The organism is Yoonia sp. 67-2 (assembly GCF_035117555.1).
Taxonomy (GTDB): domain Bacteria; phylum Pseudomonadota; class Alphaproteobacteria; order Rhodobacterales; family Rhodobacteraceae; genus Yoonia.
This window is the reverse complement of record NZ_JAYKPK010000002.1, coordinates 329295-346314: the sequence shown is the minus strand read 5'-3', so window position 1 is coordinate 346314 and position 17020 is coordinate 329295. Positions and strand designations below refer to the sequence as shown.

Annotated in this window: 18 protein-coding genes; 9 read left to right on the top strand and 9 right to left on the bottom strand. The window is 57.8% G+C overall.

Features of this window, described 5'->3' with window-relative positions; genetic code table 11:
- Positions 1-45 precede the first annotated feature (45 nt).
- Both VOY09_RS04940 and ahcY read right to left on the bottom strand, forming a co-directional pair.
- Positions 46-387: a DUF2853 family protein gene (locus VOY09_RS04940; protein ID WP_322893278.1), complete on the bottom strand. Its 342-nt coding sequence runs from the start codon at positions 385-387 to the stop codon at positions 46-48.
- A gap of 144 nt (positions 388-531) precedes the next feature.
- On the bottom strand, positions 532-1920 hold the full coding sequence (gene ahcY, locus VOY09_RS04935; RefSeq protein WP_322893277.1) for an adenosylhomocysteinase: 1389 nt from the start codon (positions 1918-1920) through the stop codon (positions 532-534).
- A 115-nt stretch (positions 1921-2035) separates the two neighbouring features.
- Here ahcY and VOY09_RS04930 point away from each other — a divergent pair, with 115 nt between their 5' ends.
- From VOY09_RS04930 to VOY09_RS04890, 9 genes are all read left to right on the top strand, one after another.
- Complete coding sequence (locus VOY09_RS04930) at positions 2036-2626, top strand: HD family hydrolase (protein WP_322893276.1); 591 nt, start codon at positions 2036-2038, stop codon at positions 2624-2626.
- An 81-nt stretch (positions 2627-2707) separates the two neighbouring features.
- Positions 2708-4396, top strand: coding sequence for a bifunctional diguanylate cyclase/phosphodiesterase (locus VOY09_RS04925; RefSeq protein WP_322893275.1), 1689 nt, complete (start codon positions 2708-2710; stop codon positions 4394-4396).
- 55 nt (positions 4397-4451) lie between these two features.
- Positions 4452-5063, top strand: a complete 612-nt coding sequence (locus tag VOY09_RS04920; RefSeq protein WP_322893274.1) for a ribonuclease D — start codon at positions 4452-4454, stop codon at positions 5061-5063.
- Complete coding sequence (locus VOY09_RS04915) at positions 5063-6031, top strand: KpsF/GutQ family sugar-phosphate isomerase (RefSeq protein WP_322893273.1); 969 nt, start codon at positions 5063-5065, stop codon at positions 6029-6031. Before VOY09_RS04920 ends, VOY09_RS04915 begins: the two co-directional genes overlap by 1 nt.
- A gap of 2 nt (positions 6032-6033) precedes the next feature.
- Positions 6034-6633 (top strand): LPS export ABC transporter periplasmic protein LptC, encoded by a 600-nt coding sequence (gene lptC, locus VOY09_RS04910; RefSeq protein WP_322893272.1) that lies wholly within the window; start codon positions 6034-6036, stop codon positions 6631-6633.
- 28 nt (positions 6634-6661) lie between these two features.
- Positions 6662-7147: a lipopolysaccharide transport periplasmic protein LptA gene (gene lptA / locus VOY09_RS04905; RefSeq protein ID WP_322893271.1), complete on the top strand. Its 486-nt coding sequence runs from the start codon at positions 6662-6664 to the stop codon at positions 7145-7147.
- Complete coding sequence (gene lptB, locus VOY09_RS04900) at positions 7147-7905, top strand: LPS export ABC transporter ATP-binding protein (RefSeq protein WP_322893270.1); 759 nt, start codon at positions 7147-7149, stop codon at positions 7903-7905. The genes lptA and lptB overlap by 1 nt, the downstream gene beginning before the upstream one ends.
- Before the next feature lie 237 nt (positions 7906-8142).
- Positions 8143-8718, top strand: coding sequence for a ribosome hibernation-promoting factor, HPF/YfiA family (hpf, locus tag VOY09_RS04895; protein ID WP_322893269.1), 576 nt, complete (start codon positions 8143-8145; stop codon positions 8716-8718).
- A 27-nt stretch (positions 8719-8745) separates the two neighbouring features.
- Positions 8746-9210 carry a PTS sugar transporter subunit IIA gene (locus VOY09_RS04890; RefSeq protein ID WP_322893376.1) on the top strand — a complete coding sequence of 155 codons (465 nt, stop codon included), beginning with the start codon at positions 8746-8748 and terminating at the stop codon, positions 9208-9210.
- On the opposite strand, the gene VOY09_RS04885 is transcribed toward VOY09_RS04890, so the two are convergent.
- The 7 genes from VOY09_RS04885 to cysQ form a co-directional block, all read right to left on the bottom strand.
- Positions 9207-10631 (bottom strand): nodulation protein NodH, encoded by a 1425-nt coding sequence (locus VOY09_RS04885; protein ID WP_322893268.1) that lies wholly within the window; start codon positions 10629-10631, stop codon positions 9207-9209. The two genes, VOY09_RS04890 and VOY09_RS04885, sit on opposite strands and share 4 nt — an antisense overlap.
- Positions 10628-12331 (bottom strand): beta-1,6-N-acetylglucosaminyltransferase, encoded by a 1704-nt coding sequence (locus VOY09_RS04880; protein WP_322893267.1) that lies wholly within the window; start codon positions 12329-12331, stop codon positions 10628-10630. The genes VOY09_RS04885 and VOY09_RS04880 overlap by 4 nt, the downstream gene beginning before the upstream one ends.
- Entirely contained in the window at positions 12328-13338 is a 1011-nt protein-coding gene (locus tag VOY09_RS04875; RefSeq protein ID WP_322893266.1) for a glycosyltransferase family 2 protein, read from the bottom strand. The genes VOY09_RS04880 and VOY09_RS04875 overlap by 4 nt, the downstream gene beginning before the upstream one ends.
- Positions 13339-13377: 39 nt before the next feature.
- Positions 13378-14397 carry a glycosyltransferase family 2 protein gene (locus VOY09_RS04870; protein WP_322893265.1) on the bottom strand — a complete coding sequence of 340 codons (1020 nt, stop codon included), beginning with the start codon at positions 14395-14397 and terminating at the stop codon, positions 13378-13380.
- Between the two features lie 23 nt (positions 14398-14420).
- A complete protein-coding gene (galU, locus tag VOY09_RS04865; RefSeq protein WP_322893264.1) occupies positions 14421-15314 on the bottom strand; it encodes a UTP--glucose-1-phosphate uridylyltransferase GalU in 894 nt (297 codons plus the stop codon).
- 98 nt (positions 15315-15412) lie between these two features.
- Positions 15413-16213 (bottom strand): manno-octulosonate cytidylyltransferase, encoded by an 801-nt coding sequence (locus VOY09_RS04860; RefSeq protein WP_322893263.1) that lies wholly within the window; start codon positions 16211-16213, stop codon positions 15413-15415.
- A complete protein-coding gene (gene cysQ / locus VOY09_RS04855; RefSeq protein ID WP_322893262.1) occupies positions 16213-17010 on the bottom strand; it encodes a 3'(2'),5'-bisphosphate nucleotidase CysQ in 798 nt (265 codons plus the stop codon). Before cysQ ends, VOY09_RS04860 begins: the two co-directional genes overlap by 1 nt.
- Positions 17011-17020: the final 10 nt, after the last annotated feature.

The following is a 17020-nucleotide window of genomic DNA, read 5'->3' as shown; positions in this document are numbered from 1 at the left end:
CGGACCAAATCCGAACTGCCCGCAATTTGATGCAAATACATGCGTTCAGGCGTAAACGGCATCTTTTCCGAAATGCTTTGTCAGCATGTAATAGACCACCGCGCGGTATTTGTTCCGCTCTGATTGGCCATAGGTGGTCATCACGGCCTTGATCGCGGCATCCAGTTCCGGGCTGTCTTTCAGACCCAGTTTCTTGATCAGAAAGTTGTTTTTGACCGTTTCAACCTCACCAGGTTGGGTTGCTGCGATGGTCGCAGAATCGGCGTTATAGATGGACGGGCCGCAGCCGATCGTCACTTTGGTCAGCAGGTCCATATCAGGCGTCATGCCACATTTGGTCCTGAGGTCATCGGCGTAGCGCGCGATCAAATCGTCTCTTTTACCCATCACATCGTTCCTGATTCATGTTGCACTCAGCGCTTCACATCATGCGCTCGTTCAAGGTTATGCCAGCAAAGTATATCCGCAAAGAAAAAAGCCGCCATCCTTGCGGATAGCGGCCCTGTGACCTGCAACCTGTTGCAGGCAATATCAGTAGCGGTAATGTTCCGGCTTGAAGGGACCATCGACGGTGACGCCGATGTAATCCGCCTGATCCTTGCGCAATTCTGTCAGTTTCACGCCGATCCGTTTCAGATGCAGACGTGCGACTTTTTCGTCCAACGCCTTGGGCAGAATGTAAACGCCGGGCTGGTAGTCTTCGCCCTTGGTCCACAATTCGATCTGCGCCAGCACCTGATTGGTGAAGGAGGCCGACATCACGAAAGACGGGTGGCCGGTCGCATTGCCAAGGTTCAGCAGACGCCCTTCGGACAACAGGATCAGGCGGTTGCCAGATGGCATCTCGATCATATCGACCTGTTCTTTGATATTGGTCCATTTGTGGTTTTTCAACGCGGCAACCTGAATTTCGTTGTCGAAATGGCCGATATTGCCCACAATTGCCATATCCTTCATCTCGCGCATATGCTCGATCCGGATGACATCGCGGTTGCCGGTGGTGGTGATGAAAATGTCGGCGCTGTCCAGCACGTCTTCCAGCAGCACCACCTCGAACCCGTCCATCGCGGCCTGCAATGCGCAGATCGGATCAACCTCGGTCACTTTGACGCGCGCACCGGCACCTTGCAGCGACGCAGCCGAGCCTTTGCCCACATCGCCGTAACCGCAGACCACGGCGACCTTGCCCGCCATCATCGTGTCAGTCGCACGGCGAATACCGTCGACCAAAGATTCCTTGCAGCCATATTTGTTGTCAAACTTCGACTTGGTGACAGAATCGTTCACGTTGATCGCAGGGAAAGGCAGCAGGCCTTTCTTGTGCAGATCATAAAGGCGATGCACGCCGGTGGTGGTTTCCTCTGACACGCCTTTGATCGCATCGCGGGTCTTGGTGAACCAGCCGGGGCTTTGCGCCATGCGTTTCTTGATCTGGGCTTTGATGACAACTTCTTCCTCGGATTCAGGCACCGGGATGATGTCTTCGCCCGCTTCGGCGCGTGCGCCCAGCAGGACGTAAAGCGTCGCATCGCCACCATCGTCGAGGATCATGTTCGCACCTTCGGGGAACTGGAATGACCGGTCCAGATAATCCCAATGTTCTTCAAGGCTTTGCCCTTTGATCGCGAAAACTGGCGTACCACCTTCGGCAATCGCCGCGGCCGCATGGTCTTGGGTCGAAAAGATATTGCACGACGCCCAGCGCACATCGGCACCCAAAGCATTCAGCGTCTCGATCAGCACGGCGGTCTGAATCGTCATATGCAGCGATCCAACGATCCGTGCCCCCGCCAAAGGCTTGGCCGCGCCATATTCTTCGCGCAGCGCCATCAGGCCCGGCATTTCGGTTTCGGCAATATCCAGCTCCTTGCGGCCATAGGCGGCGAGGGCGATATCCTTAACGATGTAATCCAGCGACATGCAGGTTCTCTCTATCTAAAACAGGTTGGCGTTCCTTACCATCGCGACCGGCTTGCCACAATCCAAAGCCACGTATTATGCAGAACACTGAACAAACAGTTAAGGCGTGTTGGCAATGAAGCAACCAAGAGCATGGCAGCGAATGTTGTCGGGCCGCAGGCTTGACCTGCTTGACCCCACGCCGATGGATATCGAAATCAGCGATATCGCGCATGGTTTGGCCTTTGTCGCGCGATGGAACGGGCAGACCAAGGGCGATTTTGCCTATTCCGTCGCGGAACATTCGCTGTTGGTGACTGATATTTTCATCCGCCAGAATCCCAAAGCACCGGTGAAATGGCATCTGGCCGCTTTGCTGCATGACGCGCCCGAATATGTGATCGGCGACATGATCAGCCCGGTCAAATCTGCAATCGGCCCCAGCTATGGCGCGTTGGATGACCGATTGACGGCAGCGATCCATCTGCGGTTCGGGCTGCCTGCGCAATTGCCGGTTCAGATCAAGCGTCAGATCAAAAAGGCCGATAAACTATCTGCCTGGCTGGAGGCGGTGCAGATCGCTGGTTTCACCCGGCCAGAAGCCGACAGGTTTTTCGGCAAACAAGACACTGCCCTGCTCGAGACGTTGCCCATCCGGCTGCGCGCGCCAAAGCAGGTGCGCGATGAATTCACCCGCAGATGCGGGGACCTGATGCAAGCGATGTGATTTGACGACCAGCCAACGCGCTAAACGCTGTCTTAATCTATCGCGTGCAGTGTGATGCAGATGAATTGTGAGAATCGCTGCATGTTGCTTCTTCGACAGATTTCATGGCGCGTAAAGGCGAGTCTGAGCCGGATCAACCCCGACAGGCTTTGGCTTTTCCATGTCGCCGTGTTGGCTTTCGTACTTGCCCTGTTTGTCGCGATGCATGCGATCAACCAGCAAATCATCGCCAGCAGCAGCGCGGCGCATAGCGCCGAGGACATTGCCTTTCTACGCAAACTGCAATGGGCGGATCTGCTGATTGCGGGTCTGGTCCTGCTGGTTCAGGCGGCAATGATTTTTCTGCCCACCCATCTTGGCTTGCGAAGGCAGATGCAGGCCTTGCGCAATCAGGCGACCAGCCTGCTGGATGCAAAGCAAGAACTGGAACATTTGAGCAAGCAGCTTTCCCATCTGTCGAACCATGATGCTCTAACCGGGCTACCAAACCGCCGGCATCTGGTAAGCTTGATGAGAGATCAGGTGGCACAGAGAAAACTGACCGGCCAGTGCTTGCTGTTCATCGGCCTGGACGGATTCAAATCGATCAACGATTCCGCCGGGCATGAACTGGGCGATCATGTGCTGGTGGCGGTTAGCCGGGCCCTGAGCGCCTGCGTCGATGAGGGCCAGATTGTTGCCCGGATCGATGGCGACGAATTTGCAATGCTGACCGATGAACCACCCGCAGATATCGTACAGCGGGTGAAATCGTCTCTGTCCGGCGGGATCAGCGTGCTGGGCAGAGATATGAAAGTCACGGCCAGTATCGGTTATCTCGTGCTCGACAATGACCAAAGCGATCCTTTGGCCATTCTGGCGGACGCAGCCATGGCCATGCAGGTCGCAAAAACCGATGGGGGCAACAGAGCCCGACACTTTACCCCCGCCTTGCGCGAAAACGCAGGCCAATTGCAGCGGCTGCAACTGGATCTGCCTGCGGCGATCCGCAACGGTGAATTGGAACCATGGTTTCAGCCACAGGTGCGGCTGACCGACGGCGCCCTGCACGGAGTTGAAGTGCTGGCCAGATGGCGCCATCCGACCCGCGGTTTGCTGACCCCTGACAGATTTCTGCCTGTGGCGGAACGCGCCGGCATGATGATCGAGATGGATCATGCGATCTGGTCATCCGCAATGACCTACGCAAAGGGATGGCAACGCTCGCAAATCTGGCATCCGCTTATTTCGCTCAATGCCGCACCTGACACGATAGCGGACCCGCATCTGATCGAACGATTTCTGCTGGGGCTGCGCCGGTCGGGGCTTGCGGCGGATCAGGTGATTATTGAGGTTCTTGAAACGACATTGATCGCCGGTGCCGATGACATGACCGCGATCAATATCGATACGCTGGCCGAATGTGGCATTGCGCTGGAACTGGATGATTTTGGCACAGGCTATGCGTCGTTGTGCAGGCTGACACAATTGCCGCTGTCAGGTATCAAACTTGACCGATCGCTGGTGGCCCCTTTACCCGACCACGGTGCCGACAGTGTGGTCCGTGCCATCCTTGCGCTGGCCGCCGAACTTGGCCTGCACGTTATTGCCGAAGGCATTGAAGAAAAAGGTCAGGCACAGCACCTGTCCGACAGAGGCTGCATCATCGGCCAAGGCTATGGGTTTGCCCGCCCGATGCCCCCCAATGAATTTGAAATATGGCTGCGACGTCATGCCAATCGCCCGGTGACGATGGGAGGTGCGCCGCTGCCTTTGGTCAAGCAGGCTTGAGCATCGCAATGGTAACCCGTATCTGAAGAGGTGAAATGATCCGATAGGACTGTAAATGGCCAATCATCTGTATCACAACGACCTGCCCGATGGGCTGGACCTTGGGCCAATCGTCGCGATCGATTGTGAGACCATGGGCCTGAACCCGCACCGGGACCGGCTGTGCCTGATCCAGATGTCAGGCGGCGATGGTGATTGCCATCTGGTGCAGGTCAGCAAAGGTCAGGCAGGTGCGCCGAACCTCTGCGCGATGTTGACCGATCCCGATGTGCTTAAATTGTTCCACTTTGGCCGGTTCGATATTGCCGCTTTGCTGAACGCCTTTGGGGTTGTCACCAGGCCGGTCTATTGTACTAAAATCGTCTCAAAGCTCGTGCGGACCTATACTGACCGGCATGGGCTGAAGGTGTTGGTGCAGGATATGCTGGGCGTCGATATCTCCAAACACCAGCAGCAAAGCGATTGGGGCGCGCCGAAACTGAGTAAGGCACAGCTGGATTATGCCGCCTCGGATGTCCTGTATCTGCACCAGCTGAAATCAGCGTTTGATGTGCTTCTGGCGCGCGAGGATAGGACAGAATTGGCACAACGCTGCTTTGACTTTCTGCCCACACGGGCGGCGCTGGACCTTAACGGTTGGCCCGATAATGATATTTTTGCGCATTGATGGCTGATCCTGTCCCCTTCCTTGCCATCGCCCGCCGCGTCATCGGACAAGAGGCCGCGGCGTTACAGCAACTTGCACAAACGCTGGATCAAAGCTTTGCCGATGCGGTCGAACTGTTACTGGCGGCCAAGGGCCGGGTGATCGTTTCCGGCATGGGCAAATCCGGCCATATCGCGCGTAAGATCGCCGCCACCTTTGCCAGCACCGGCACGCCGGCGCATTTTGTTCATCCGGCAGAGGCCAGCCATGGCGATCTGGGGATGATGCGGCGTGGCGATGCGGTGCTGGTCCTGTCCAACTCCGGCGAAACCCCGGAACTGGCCGATCTCGTTGCCTATACCCGACGTTTTGCCATTCCGATGATCGGGGTGGCCAGCCGCGCCGACAGCACGCTGATCCAGCAGGCCGATGTCGGCATCATCCTGCCACAACTGGGCGAGGCTTGTGGCACCGGCGTTGTTCCGACCGTTTCGACCACGATGACCTTGGCCTTGGGTGATGCGCTGGCCATCGCGCTGATGGAACACCGCGCCTTTACACCCGAAAACTTCCGCGACTTTCACCCCGGTGGCAAGCTGGGCGCGCGCCTGTCAAAGGTCGCCGATCTCATGCACCGCGGGGACGCTATCCCGATCGTGCATCTGGACACGCCGATGTCGGATGTGCTGTTGATCATCAGCCAAAAGGGCTTTGGCGTTGCAGCGGTCCTTGACCACAATAATGCTTTGGCAGGGATCGTCACCGATGGCGATTTGCGCCGCCACATGCAGGGGTTGCTGGATCACACAGCGGGCGAGGTGATGACACCGCACCCCACAACGATCTCACCCCATGCGCTGGCAGAAGAGGCTGTCGCTGTCATGAATACCCGCAAGATTACCTGTCTGTTTGCGCTAGACCCTGCCAATCCGGGGCAGGTCACCGGCATTTTGCATATCCACGACTGCCTGCGCGCCGGTATCGTCTAGCCATGTTCGGCGCTGACAATCTTTATTCGCAATGGGTGGGCTGGGCCAAGATCCTGCTGCCGCTTTGCGCTATCGCGCTGCTATCGACGCTGTTCTTATTTGCGCGCAACCCGTCAGATGCCACCGATATCCCCATGGCGCAGGTTGCAGATCTCGCGCGTGACCAACAGATGACAGCACCGGAATTTTCGGGCATCACCGACACCGGGGCTGTGGTGGTCGTCTCTGCCCGCAGCGCGCGGCCGGCAGAAGAACGGCCAGACGCGGCCAGCGTCACCGATTTGCGGGTCCGCATGGATAATCCAGACGGCAGCAGGCTGGAGATGACAGGCGTGACAGGCGAGCTTGACGGACGGGTGCGCAGCGCGCGGTTTACCGGTCTTGTGCGGCTCAATACATCGACCGGATATGTCATGGAAACCAGTGCGATGACGGTCATGATCGATAATGGCACGGCGATGTCGGACGGATTTGTGGAAATCCGCGCACCAATGGGGAATCTGACCGCCGGGCAGGTGACATTTCGGGCAGATGGCAGCAATAGAGGTCAACAGATGCTGTTCACCGGGGGCGTCCGGCTGATATACCAACCACAAGATTAACCGGGTCGCCACAAAGGATTGCCGCAAGATGTTCCGATCAATCGCCATTTGCACAGCCTTTTTTGTTGCGCTTGCTACGACAACCAGCGCGCAGACCAATGTGAATCTTGGCGGCATGGCCGTTGATACAGATGCTGCCATAGAAGTGACGGCAGACGCGCTGTCGGTTGATCAGGACAATGGCACTGCCGTCTTTGAAGGCGAGGTTGTGATCAGCCAGGGCGACATGCGCCTGTCGGCCCCGCGGGTCGAAGTGGTTTATGGCGCTGACACCAGCCAGATTGACCGGCTGGTCGCAACGGGCGGGGTAACAATCGTGACCGCCGCCGATGCGGCAGAGGCAGAGACTGCCGATTACAATGTCGCGACAGGGATGCTGAGATTGGATGGCGATGTGCTGCTGACCCAAGGCGATAGCGCGATTTCCGCGCAAAGCATGTTGGTTAATGTCACCGACGGTACAGCGACCATGCAAGGCCGCGTACGCACCGTGCTGCAACAGGGCGAAAACTGATGACGCCTCCCAATCTGACCGTTCAAGCAGGCGATGCCGGGCTGCAGATCATCAGCCTGCGCAAAAGCTATCGCAAACGCCCGGTGATCCGCGATGTCAGCATCAGCTTGGGCCGAGGCGAGGTTGTGGCGCTGCTGGGTCCGAACGGGTCAGGCAAGACCACCTGTTTTTACGCCATCGCCGGTCTGGTTACGCCCGAAGGCGGCAAGGTCATTATCGACGGGCGCGATGTGACAACCTTGCCGATGTATCGGCGCGCGCAGCTCGGCATCGGCTATCTTCCGCAAGAAATGTCGATTTTTCGGGGCATGAATGTCGAAGACAATATCATGTCGATTCTGGAAATCACCGAAAAGGACCGGCATCACCGGCGCGAACGGCTGGAAACGCTGCTGGCGGAATTTTCCATCGAACATCTGCGTCGCGCCTCGGCCATGGCGCTGTCGGGCGGCGAAAGACGCCGGGTTGAAATTGCCCGCTGTCTTGCTGCCGGACCGAAATACGTGCTGCTGGACGAACCTTTTGCCGGGGTGGACCCGATTGCTGTGGCGGAAATCCGCCACCTTGTCGCGGATCTGAAGAACCGTGGCATCGGCGTGCTGATCACGGATCACAATGTGCAGGAAACGCTGCAAATCGTCGACCGGGCTTATATTTTACACGATGGCAAAGTGTTGATGAGCGGGACGACACAGGACGTGATAAAGGACGAAAATGTCCGCCGGGTTTATCTGGGCAACAACTTTCGCGTGAACTGATTCTTTTGACAGTCTTATGACAGGATCATTGACAACCTGCCCGGTTTTGTCGCCAACTCAAGACATGGCGGACCATTGTTCACTCCCCGCAGAGATGCTGATACAGCGGTCATCCTGCTGGGGAAATCTTATTGAATACAATGACCTGCCATATCTCACTGACCTTGTAAGATGCGGCCTTTGTGGCCCTGGCGCAGCTGCTGGTCCACATAGAGCCCCCAGACCCTAGGAGAAATGATGCGGTATCAAATCAGCGGTAAACAGATCGATATTGGTGAAGCCCTGCAAACCCATGTCCGCACGGAAATGGATGCCATCCTGAGCAAATACGCCGGTCGCCCGACCGAGGCGTATATTGTCTTTTCCAAATCCGCACATGAATTTGTCTGCGAAGCGGTCGTGCATCTCTCCACCGGTCTGACCGCCCAGGCCACGGGCAAGGCAACTGAAATCTATGCCGCTTTTGACAGCAGCGGCGAAAAGATGGACAAGCAATTGCGCCGCTACAAACGCCGCCTGAAGGACCACCATGCCGGGCGATCACACCCGGTTGAACTTTCGGATGCCGGGTCCTATATCCTCGAACCGAAGGACGAGTCTGAAGAAGCGGAACAGGATACCGTCAACGCAATGATCATTGCCGAGATGGAAACCAAAATCCCATCGCTTTCCGTGGGCGAAGCCGTGATGCAGATGGAAATCGCGAATGCGCCGGTTTTGGTTTTCAGGAACGAAAAGCACAGCGGCGTGAATGTCGTGTATCGCCGGGATGACGGCAACATCGGTTGGATCGACCCGCGCGCTGCGGGGTGACCCGGGAAAGTAGAAGAAAGACGCATGATGCAGCTTAGTCAGATCTTGCAGCCCGACGCCGTCAAGACGATTGCCTCCTGCACCAGCAAAAAGCGTCTTTTTCACGATGTCGGTGAAATGGCCGAAAACTGTTATGGCCTGAAACCATCCTCGGTGATCGAGGCGTTGAACGAACGCGAAAATCTTGGCCCGACCGGGGTCGGGATGGGCGTTGCCCTGCCCCATGCGCGCCTTGCTGGCGTGGATGGGGTCAAGGGGATTTTCCTGCGCCTCGAAAAGCCGCTGAATTTCGATGCGGTGGACCGCCAACCTGTTGATCTGGTTTTCGCGCTGATCGCCCCGGAAAGTGCCGGTGTCGAACACCTCAAGGCGCTGGCGCTGGTGTCGCGGACCTTCCGCAACCCCGCAGTCTGCGCCAAATTGCGTGCGAACAGTGACCCGGTCACCTTGTTCACCATCCTGACCGCGCTGGAATCGTCGCAAGCGGCCTAACGCCAGTCGGAAAACCCGAAACTGTCATAATCGCGCGCATAGGCGTCGCACGCTGCCGCCTCGATCATCGGATCATAAATCGCGGTCAGCCAAGGCTGATGCCGATGCGGCGTGACCTGTGGCATTGGTGAGGTCTGTCTGCCGACTTGAGCGGCCAGACCCGGCAGATCGCGCGCCAGATCCTCTTCGCGCAGCACCGCATCCGGCAGGGCGAATTGCGCCATGCCTTGCAACAGGGTCAACTGGCTGGCCCAGGCAGCATCGACCCGGATGCTGGTCTGACCCGCCAGATTGTTGCGCAGGAAGGCGAGAAACGCCAGAAATGCGGTGCGATGTGCGGCTGCATCATAGCTGGATGGCTGATCAAGATCGGGCGGCACCGCCGGAATCGGCAGTTTATGCACCTTGCGCAGCGAGTCGCGCAGCCGGGGAAAGCTGCCCGGACCGCTCGTCAATATGCGGTCGCAGAACGCAGCATGGGCGCGTGCCACAGGATGGCGCAACACGGTAAAGCGCCGGTTGATCGGATGGTCAATCTGCCATTGCCGCAGCGACTTTTGCGAAAAATCACCGACCGGTGCGGCCCCATCCAATGCAGTGAACCAATCGGCCACTGCCTGCTCCGGCCCTGACCGCAGCGGCATATAAAGCAGACCAGTCTTCGCTGCGGCCACGAAGCCAGGGACGCCCGGCCCCTTGCGCGGTTCAAAATTCGGGGTCCGGGACAGATCGAAACGATCCAGCCCGCGCAAGGCATTTTCCATCTGGTCCAGATTGCTGACCTTGCTGGTGATGGGTTCGGGGTTCTGTTTCTTCAGCTTTTTGTCCAGATTGGCCAGCCGCGCGGATGACCCCAGAAACGTCGCCAGGCCGTTCAGCACATCCAGATCCTGAAGATCATCATAGCCGATGTAGAACGCCGATTGTCCGGTAGTTTGCAGATGGCGCAGAACCATCAGTTGAAAATCCTGCGTCTGTTTCAGATGCACCCCGAATTCATCCGCGTCAAAGGTGATCTGCTGCGTCTTGGCATGGGTCGCGTTGGTCAGTTTCCATTGGCCTGTCGCGCGGGCGATTTTCAGACTGACATAGGCGTCCAGCGGATTGCGCGTCAGGATCACCTTGGCACAGCGCGGATCGGGCAGGCAGATATCCAGCACACGGCTGTCGTGGTCGTGAAAGAACCGGAAGCCACCCAGACCGGGGGCGGTCTTGATCGCAGTGATCAGGCTGGCGGGGTCTTTTTCACGCGCCTCCAATGTGATGCCAAATAAAGGATCAACCTTGGGAAAGCCGACAAAAGCGGGGTTGAACGCCTCGCCATGGCAGGTGACGCCGTCGAGCGCGTTGAGGTTTGATTCAAGAAAATTCGATCCGGTGCGCATATCGGCGAGCACGATGAAATAATCAAACCGGGTCATTTGCTGCCGATCATATAGGGTTTGCGCAGATTGGGCCTGCGGTTCGGGCTGCGGTCACCCACGGCAAAGTCACCCGCCAGATAGGGGTTCATGCCTTGATTTCTGAGGTCCTGCAAAAATTGTGCAAAGCCGGTCAGATCAACCATTTTCGGCAGTTTGGTCAATGTCGCGGCCCGGTGCCCAGCCATATCATCGACGATATTCTGCAAGATATCGACCGGATCGTCCAGAAATTCTGCCAGCGTCATGATGCACCTGCGGGACCGTGCATCAGGTGCGCGCAATGTTTTGAGCAATTTGTTTTCGACCTGTTGCAGGCGCGCAGCCTCGGCCCGAACCTCGCTTGCGGATTGTCCCGACAGAAAAAGCGACAAGGCCCAGGCCCCGGTGACCACCCAGACGCTGGCCTGCGTGTCTTTTGTCAGCATCCATTTGATCTGTTGATTATCAGCGGGTCCGAACTGGAAACATTGTTGCTGATCTCGCCCGTTCCAGATCAGATTGGTCAGGAACATCCGGCAATTGTAATCGCGCAGGCGCGGATGGGCAGACAGGCCGCCCCGATAGACCGCCGCGCCATCCGCGAAATGCGCCTTGTCGGGGCCGAACAGATGCCCATGCACGACCACCCCGGTTTGCCGCGTCAGCCAATCGGTAAAATCGGGGATCACAGCGTCAAACCCTTGCAACGCGGTATAGCGCGCAGCGGTAAATCCGTTTTCGCGATCCATGAACGGAAACCGGCTTTGCATGTAAAGCCCGCGCCGCCCGTTGGAACGTCGGTCAACGGCTTGTGCAAAAATGCGGTCAATAATGCTGGTCTCAGGGTCCTGCTGCGCGTCAAAGATTGTGGCAGGCTGTGGAAATCGCCGATACAGCGCATCGGCCTTGGGCCAGATCTTGCGCGCGACAAAGCAGCCCGACCGCGCCAAAAGCTCTGCATGATCATCATAGAAAATATGCGGTTTGCCTTGGTAGTCGAATTTCGACAGCGTCAGGGACCGGCTTTCGATCCGCCGCGCATGGCGGCGGGCCAGCGTCTGGTAATAGCATTCATCGGGAATCCAGACCCGGCGGAAATAAGTATCGAATTCCGGCCTGCGCGGGTCTTCGAGGATCGCTGTCAGCGTCAGCCGTGTCAGGCACCACCATTGCGACCCAAGATGCGGGACAATACCGTCAGGCACCCGCCGTTGCCGCCCGGTCAGCCGCTGCATCTCCACAAACGCATCGAACAGGCGGCGCTGGCGTTTCCATGAGAACGGAAACCGCAGCGTGAACCGTTCACTGTCGAGCCCGCCGATCGTCCAGGGCACATCGCTGGTGGTCACGCTTTCGATGAAATCGGTGTCGGGGTGTCCATCCAGATAGGTTTGCAATTCCGCAATCGGGCGCAACGGCAGACAAGCGCCAGAGGCAAGATAGGCATGCGCGACATCGGGATGGCGCACAAGCAATTGCGCCGCGGCTGCCTGCGACGCGGCAATCAGCCCCCACATGCCCCATTCGCAGCGGAATCGTGGGCTGAAGCTGACACTGTCCAGATCGGCAAGCCCAGCGACAAAGCGGTCATGCGCCGCCTGCCCGACATTTTTGTCGATATGGACCACAACCGGACAGCCCGCACCGGCCCAGTGCCGGATCACCTGCTCGGCCCGGTCGAGCGCGGTATGCACCAGCATGACCACACCCAGCGTCATGCCCAGTTGCCTTTTGACATCAGACCCAAGACTTCAAGCTGGCGCCAATTGATATATTGCTCGCTCCATCGGCACCAAAAATCGGGGTCATCGTCGTGATGGGCGGCATAGGATTTATATTCGATCCCTTTGGCGAAATGTTCGGCCCGCGCCGCCTCTTCCGAGGCGCGGGCGCTGAACGTGTCGATGAATTTGGCATGCAGCAACACGCCCGAGGTTTTTTCCCCGCCCTGCTGATCATAGACAAGGTTCAGCCCGCGCGGCAGCATCATATGGGTCGAGCTGACATAGACATAAGGGCGCTGCCATTTCACGAAAGGGATCTTGTTCAATGCCGGGGCCTGCCGGGGTTTGTTGGCAAAGAACATCCGCGCGCGCGGGCCGCCCTGAATCCACAGGTTTCGCAGCTGGTCATTGCGGGTCATGATGTAATTGCCCGCGTCAAACCAGCTTGCGATCTGGAATGGGTCATCGCCGCGGCGGTAAGGTTGCGCGCCGACCGGGCCTTTGGGATACATATCCAACAGCATCGCGCCGAAGGACCGGACCTCTGACGCATCCAGCCAATCGGCCAGCGCACGGATCGGGCGGGTGTCGCAGAACGGGTAAACCAGAAATTCATCCACATCCACGGTCAGCGCCCAATGCCCATGCGCGTGTTTATGTTGCAGATAGGTCAGCCAATCGACGCCAAAGCGGGATGCAGCATAGCCTGCCTTTGTGTGCCAGAGGGAGACATCCGGCTGGGCAGCAAGAAATTCAGCACCGCCATCGTCGCTGTTATTATCGACCATCAGGAAATGATCGATGCCCAGATCGCGGTAATATTTGAGGAAATAGGGCAGGCGCTGGTCTTCGTTGCGCAGAGTGCAGAACAGCAGGATCGCATCCGGGTCAATCTGCTGCGTCCGGTCCTGCACGGCCTTCAGCTCGCGCCCCTTGGCGAGCGCGCGCAGTTTCCATTGTTTGCGTTGCCAGCGTAGCTGGTATGACGTCAAAAACCCCAAACTATAACTGCCTCACCGAAACCCATCGTTCTACTCGCATCACACCCAGTCACTTTTGGACATCAAGCCCAGCGCCGTCAATTGCTTCCACCCGTCATAGCGGCAGGATGTGTCGCACCAGAGATCCGGCCCGTCGGACAATTTCTGATGGTAGGTGGTGTAAAGATCGCTGTTTTCGAAATGCTGGCGACGTGTGATTTCCTCGGCCGATTTGGGCATGATATCGGGTAGAAATTTGGTGTGCAGTAGAACGCCGGTCACGCGCTTGTCCTGTGCGCGGTCAAAGACGTGGTTCAGCTTGCGCGGCAGCATCTGATGGGTTGAACTGACGTAGACATAGCGCCAGTGCCAGCGGACCAGTGGCACTTTGCTTAACGTGGGTGCGCGCTGTGGTTGATCGGCAAAGAATACCCGGTCGCGCACGCCGCCCTGCACCCAGAGGTTCTGGTAGACCGGATGAATCTTTTCGCGGTAATTGGCCGGATCGAACCAGCACAGCACCTGCAAAGGATCGGTCGCCGGATCATGGCGCGCCTGCGAAATCGGGCCTTTGGGATACATGTCCAGCATGATGGCCCCGAAGGAGGCCACATTCTGTTGATCCAGATGCTGGGTCAGATCGCTCAGGCTGCGGCTGTCGGCATAGGGATAGGTCAGCAATTCGTCAGCATCGACGGTCAGGCACCAGTGGCCATGACCATATTGCCAGTGCAACCAACCGAGCCAGTCCATCCCGAAGCGCGACAACCGATAGCTGTGCCGCGTCGTCCAGAGTGAAACATCAGGCTGCGCGGCCAGATAATCGGTGGTTCCATCGTCGCTGGCATTGTCCACAATCAGGAAATGGCCGATGCCGAGCTTGCGATAATGGTGCAGAAAGAATGGCAGACGTGCCATTTCATTGCGGATCGTCGCGAAGCACAGCACCATATCGTCAGTGATCTGCCTGGTCCGGTCGTGCAACGGCGTGATCTGCCGCCGTTTGCGCCAGACCCGATACAGGAACCGCCGCCGTTTCCAGCGCATGCGATACGCCATCCACAAATCGCCAAAGGCCATTGGTCAGAACCTTGGGTGATGCGTTACTGCATCGCCTGTCGCTTGGTGTGCAGATCTTCCAGAAAGGCCGACAATTCGTCCCGTAGATCATCGCGCGCCAAGGCAAAGGCGACAGTCGCCTGCAGGAACCCAGCCTTGGAGCCGCAATCATAGCGTTGCCCATCGAACCGATAGCCGAAGACATCGCGCCCTTCGGTCATTTCATAGGCGATGGCATCGGTCAGCTGAATCTCGCCCCCGGCGCCGCGTTGGACCTTATCAAGGTTCTGCAAGATGCGCGGTGTCAGGATATAGCGCCCGATCACGGCAAGATTGGACGGGGCGGTTCCTGCGGCGGGTTTTTCGACCATGCCTTTGACCTGAACGATTTTTCCGTTTTCATTCAGAACGTCCAGAACACCATAAGAAGCTGTTTGCGCGGGCGTCACTTCCATTGTGGCGACCATGCAACCGCCGGTGTCCTGATAGGCCTCAACCATCTGTTGCAGGCAGGGTTTTTCCGCAGCGACCAGATCGTCCGGCAGGATCACGGCAAAGGGTTCGTCATGAATCAGCTTGGCCGCACAGGCCACGGCATGGCCGAGGCCCAGCGCCTTGTGTTGGCGGACATAGGCAATCGCGCCGCTGTCCATATTGGTGTCGCGCAGAACCTGCAAAAGCTCTGTCTTGCCGGATTTGCGCAGGGCGTTTTCGAGATCAGGGGCGAGATCAAAGTAATCTTCCAACGCGGATTTCCCGCGTGAGGTCACGAAAATGAAGTCCTCGATCCCGGCGGCACGGGCTTCGTCGATCGCATATTGGATCAGGGGTCGGTCAACCAAAGTCATGATCTCTTTGGGGACAGATTTTGTGGCAGGCAAAAACCGTGTGCCCATGCCCGCAACCGGGAAAATCGCCTTTGTGACTTTACGTTTCATCTGTCTGTTCAACCTTTATATGCGTTTGCCGCAATATGCTCTATTTCGCCAAGAAGGCCAGATTAAGTCAAAAGGCCAGCAATCCGATGCCGAAACCCTTATTCCTGCCCCATCGCAGATAGCATGGCTTCGATACGATTAACATCTTCGGGGTTGTTCAGTTCCCAGAATTCACGGCCCTGCGCAGCCACTTCAACGCAGAGCATGGGCACCGCCCGTTCAAGAAAACGCAATTGTTCCAGACCTTCAAGGGTTTCCAGCACGCCTTGCGGCCAACCGGCATAGGCGCGCAGGGCGGCGGGCCGGTAGGCATAGACGCCGACATGATGGAAAACCGGGGTCATATCCGTGGCGTCATAGCTGCGGCCGGTGAAAGGAATCACCTCTTTCGAGAAATACAGCGCGTTGTGATCGGCGCCGAATACCGCAGTCGTGCCGCCGACCCTCCCTTCGCGTCGATCTTGCAACAGGGCGGATAACATCCGCCCTTCGGTGCGCAACACCGGCGTTGCGACATCGGCTTGCGGATTGGCACGCAGCCCCGCCACCAGATCGCTGATGAACCAGGCCGGGGTCAGCGGCGCATCGCCTTGCAGATTGACGATGATGTCATAGTCGCCATTCAGGTTATCTACGGCTTCGGCACAGCGTTCGGTGCCATTGGCGCAGGTGGGGGATGTCATCACCACCTCTGCCCCAAAGGCAGTGGCAGCATCGGAAATCCGTATATCATCGGTGGCCACCACAACCCGGTCGACACCTTCGACCGCCAAGGCAGCATCCCAGGATCGCCGGATCAGGCTTTTCCTGACGCCTGTCGCGCCGGTCAGCTGGACCAGCGGTTTACCCGGATAGCGGGTCGAAGCATAGCGCGCGGGAATAACGATAATGACAGACATCAGGCGGATTCCAAAACAACGCCGGGTGCCGCGGCAATAAAGAACGGATTATCATAGCCCGGTTTCCCGTAGGTTAACGGCGCATGGTTGTCGAACCGCACCACCCGCCCACCGGCCCCAGTCAGCACGGCATGGCCCGCTGCAGTATCCCATTCCATCGTGCGCCCAAGACGGGGGTAAAGATCCGCCTCGCCGGTCGCGACCAGACAAAATTTCAACGATGACCCGGCGCTGGTCATGTCGCGGACCTGATATTTGCTGATGTAATCATCAGTTGCCTGATCGCGGTGGGATTTGGAGGCCACCACCATCAGCGCTTGATTATCCGGCTCAGAGACGGAAATGGCCGTCAGCGCACCGACCTTGTCTTTTGCGAAAGGTCCCGCCTCTTCCACCGACTGGCCAGAGGCATCAGTGTAGAACAAGCGGTCGCGCGCTGGCGCGTAAACGATGCCACGCACCGGCATACCGTCCACGACATAGGCGATATTCACCGTGAAATCACCACGCCGCTGGACGAATTCCTTGGTGCCATCAAGCGGGTCGACGATAAAAAACGTGCTGGCCTGTATGTCATGCGACGCGGCCTGTTCTTCGGTGACAAGGGCGATGTCGGGAAAGGCTGTGCGCAGGGCGGCGGAGATCAAGGCATCAGCCGCCTCATCCGCGGCGGTGACCGGGCTGTTGTCGCTTTTGGCGCGCACGTCAAAATCATCCGCAGCATAGATCTGCATGATCGCATCCCCGGCCAGCAGGGCCGTTTCGCGCATAACAAGGGTTAATCGTTCAAAATTCATCGGCCAGCCT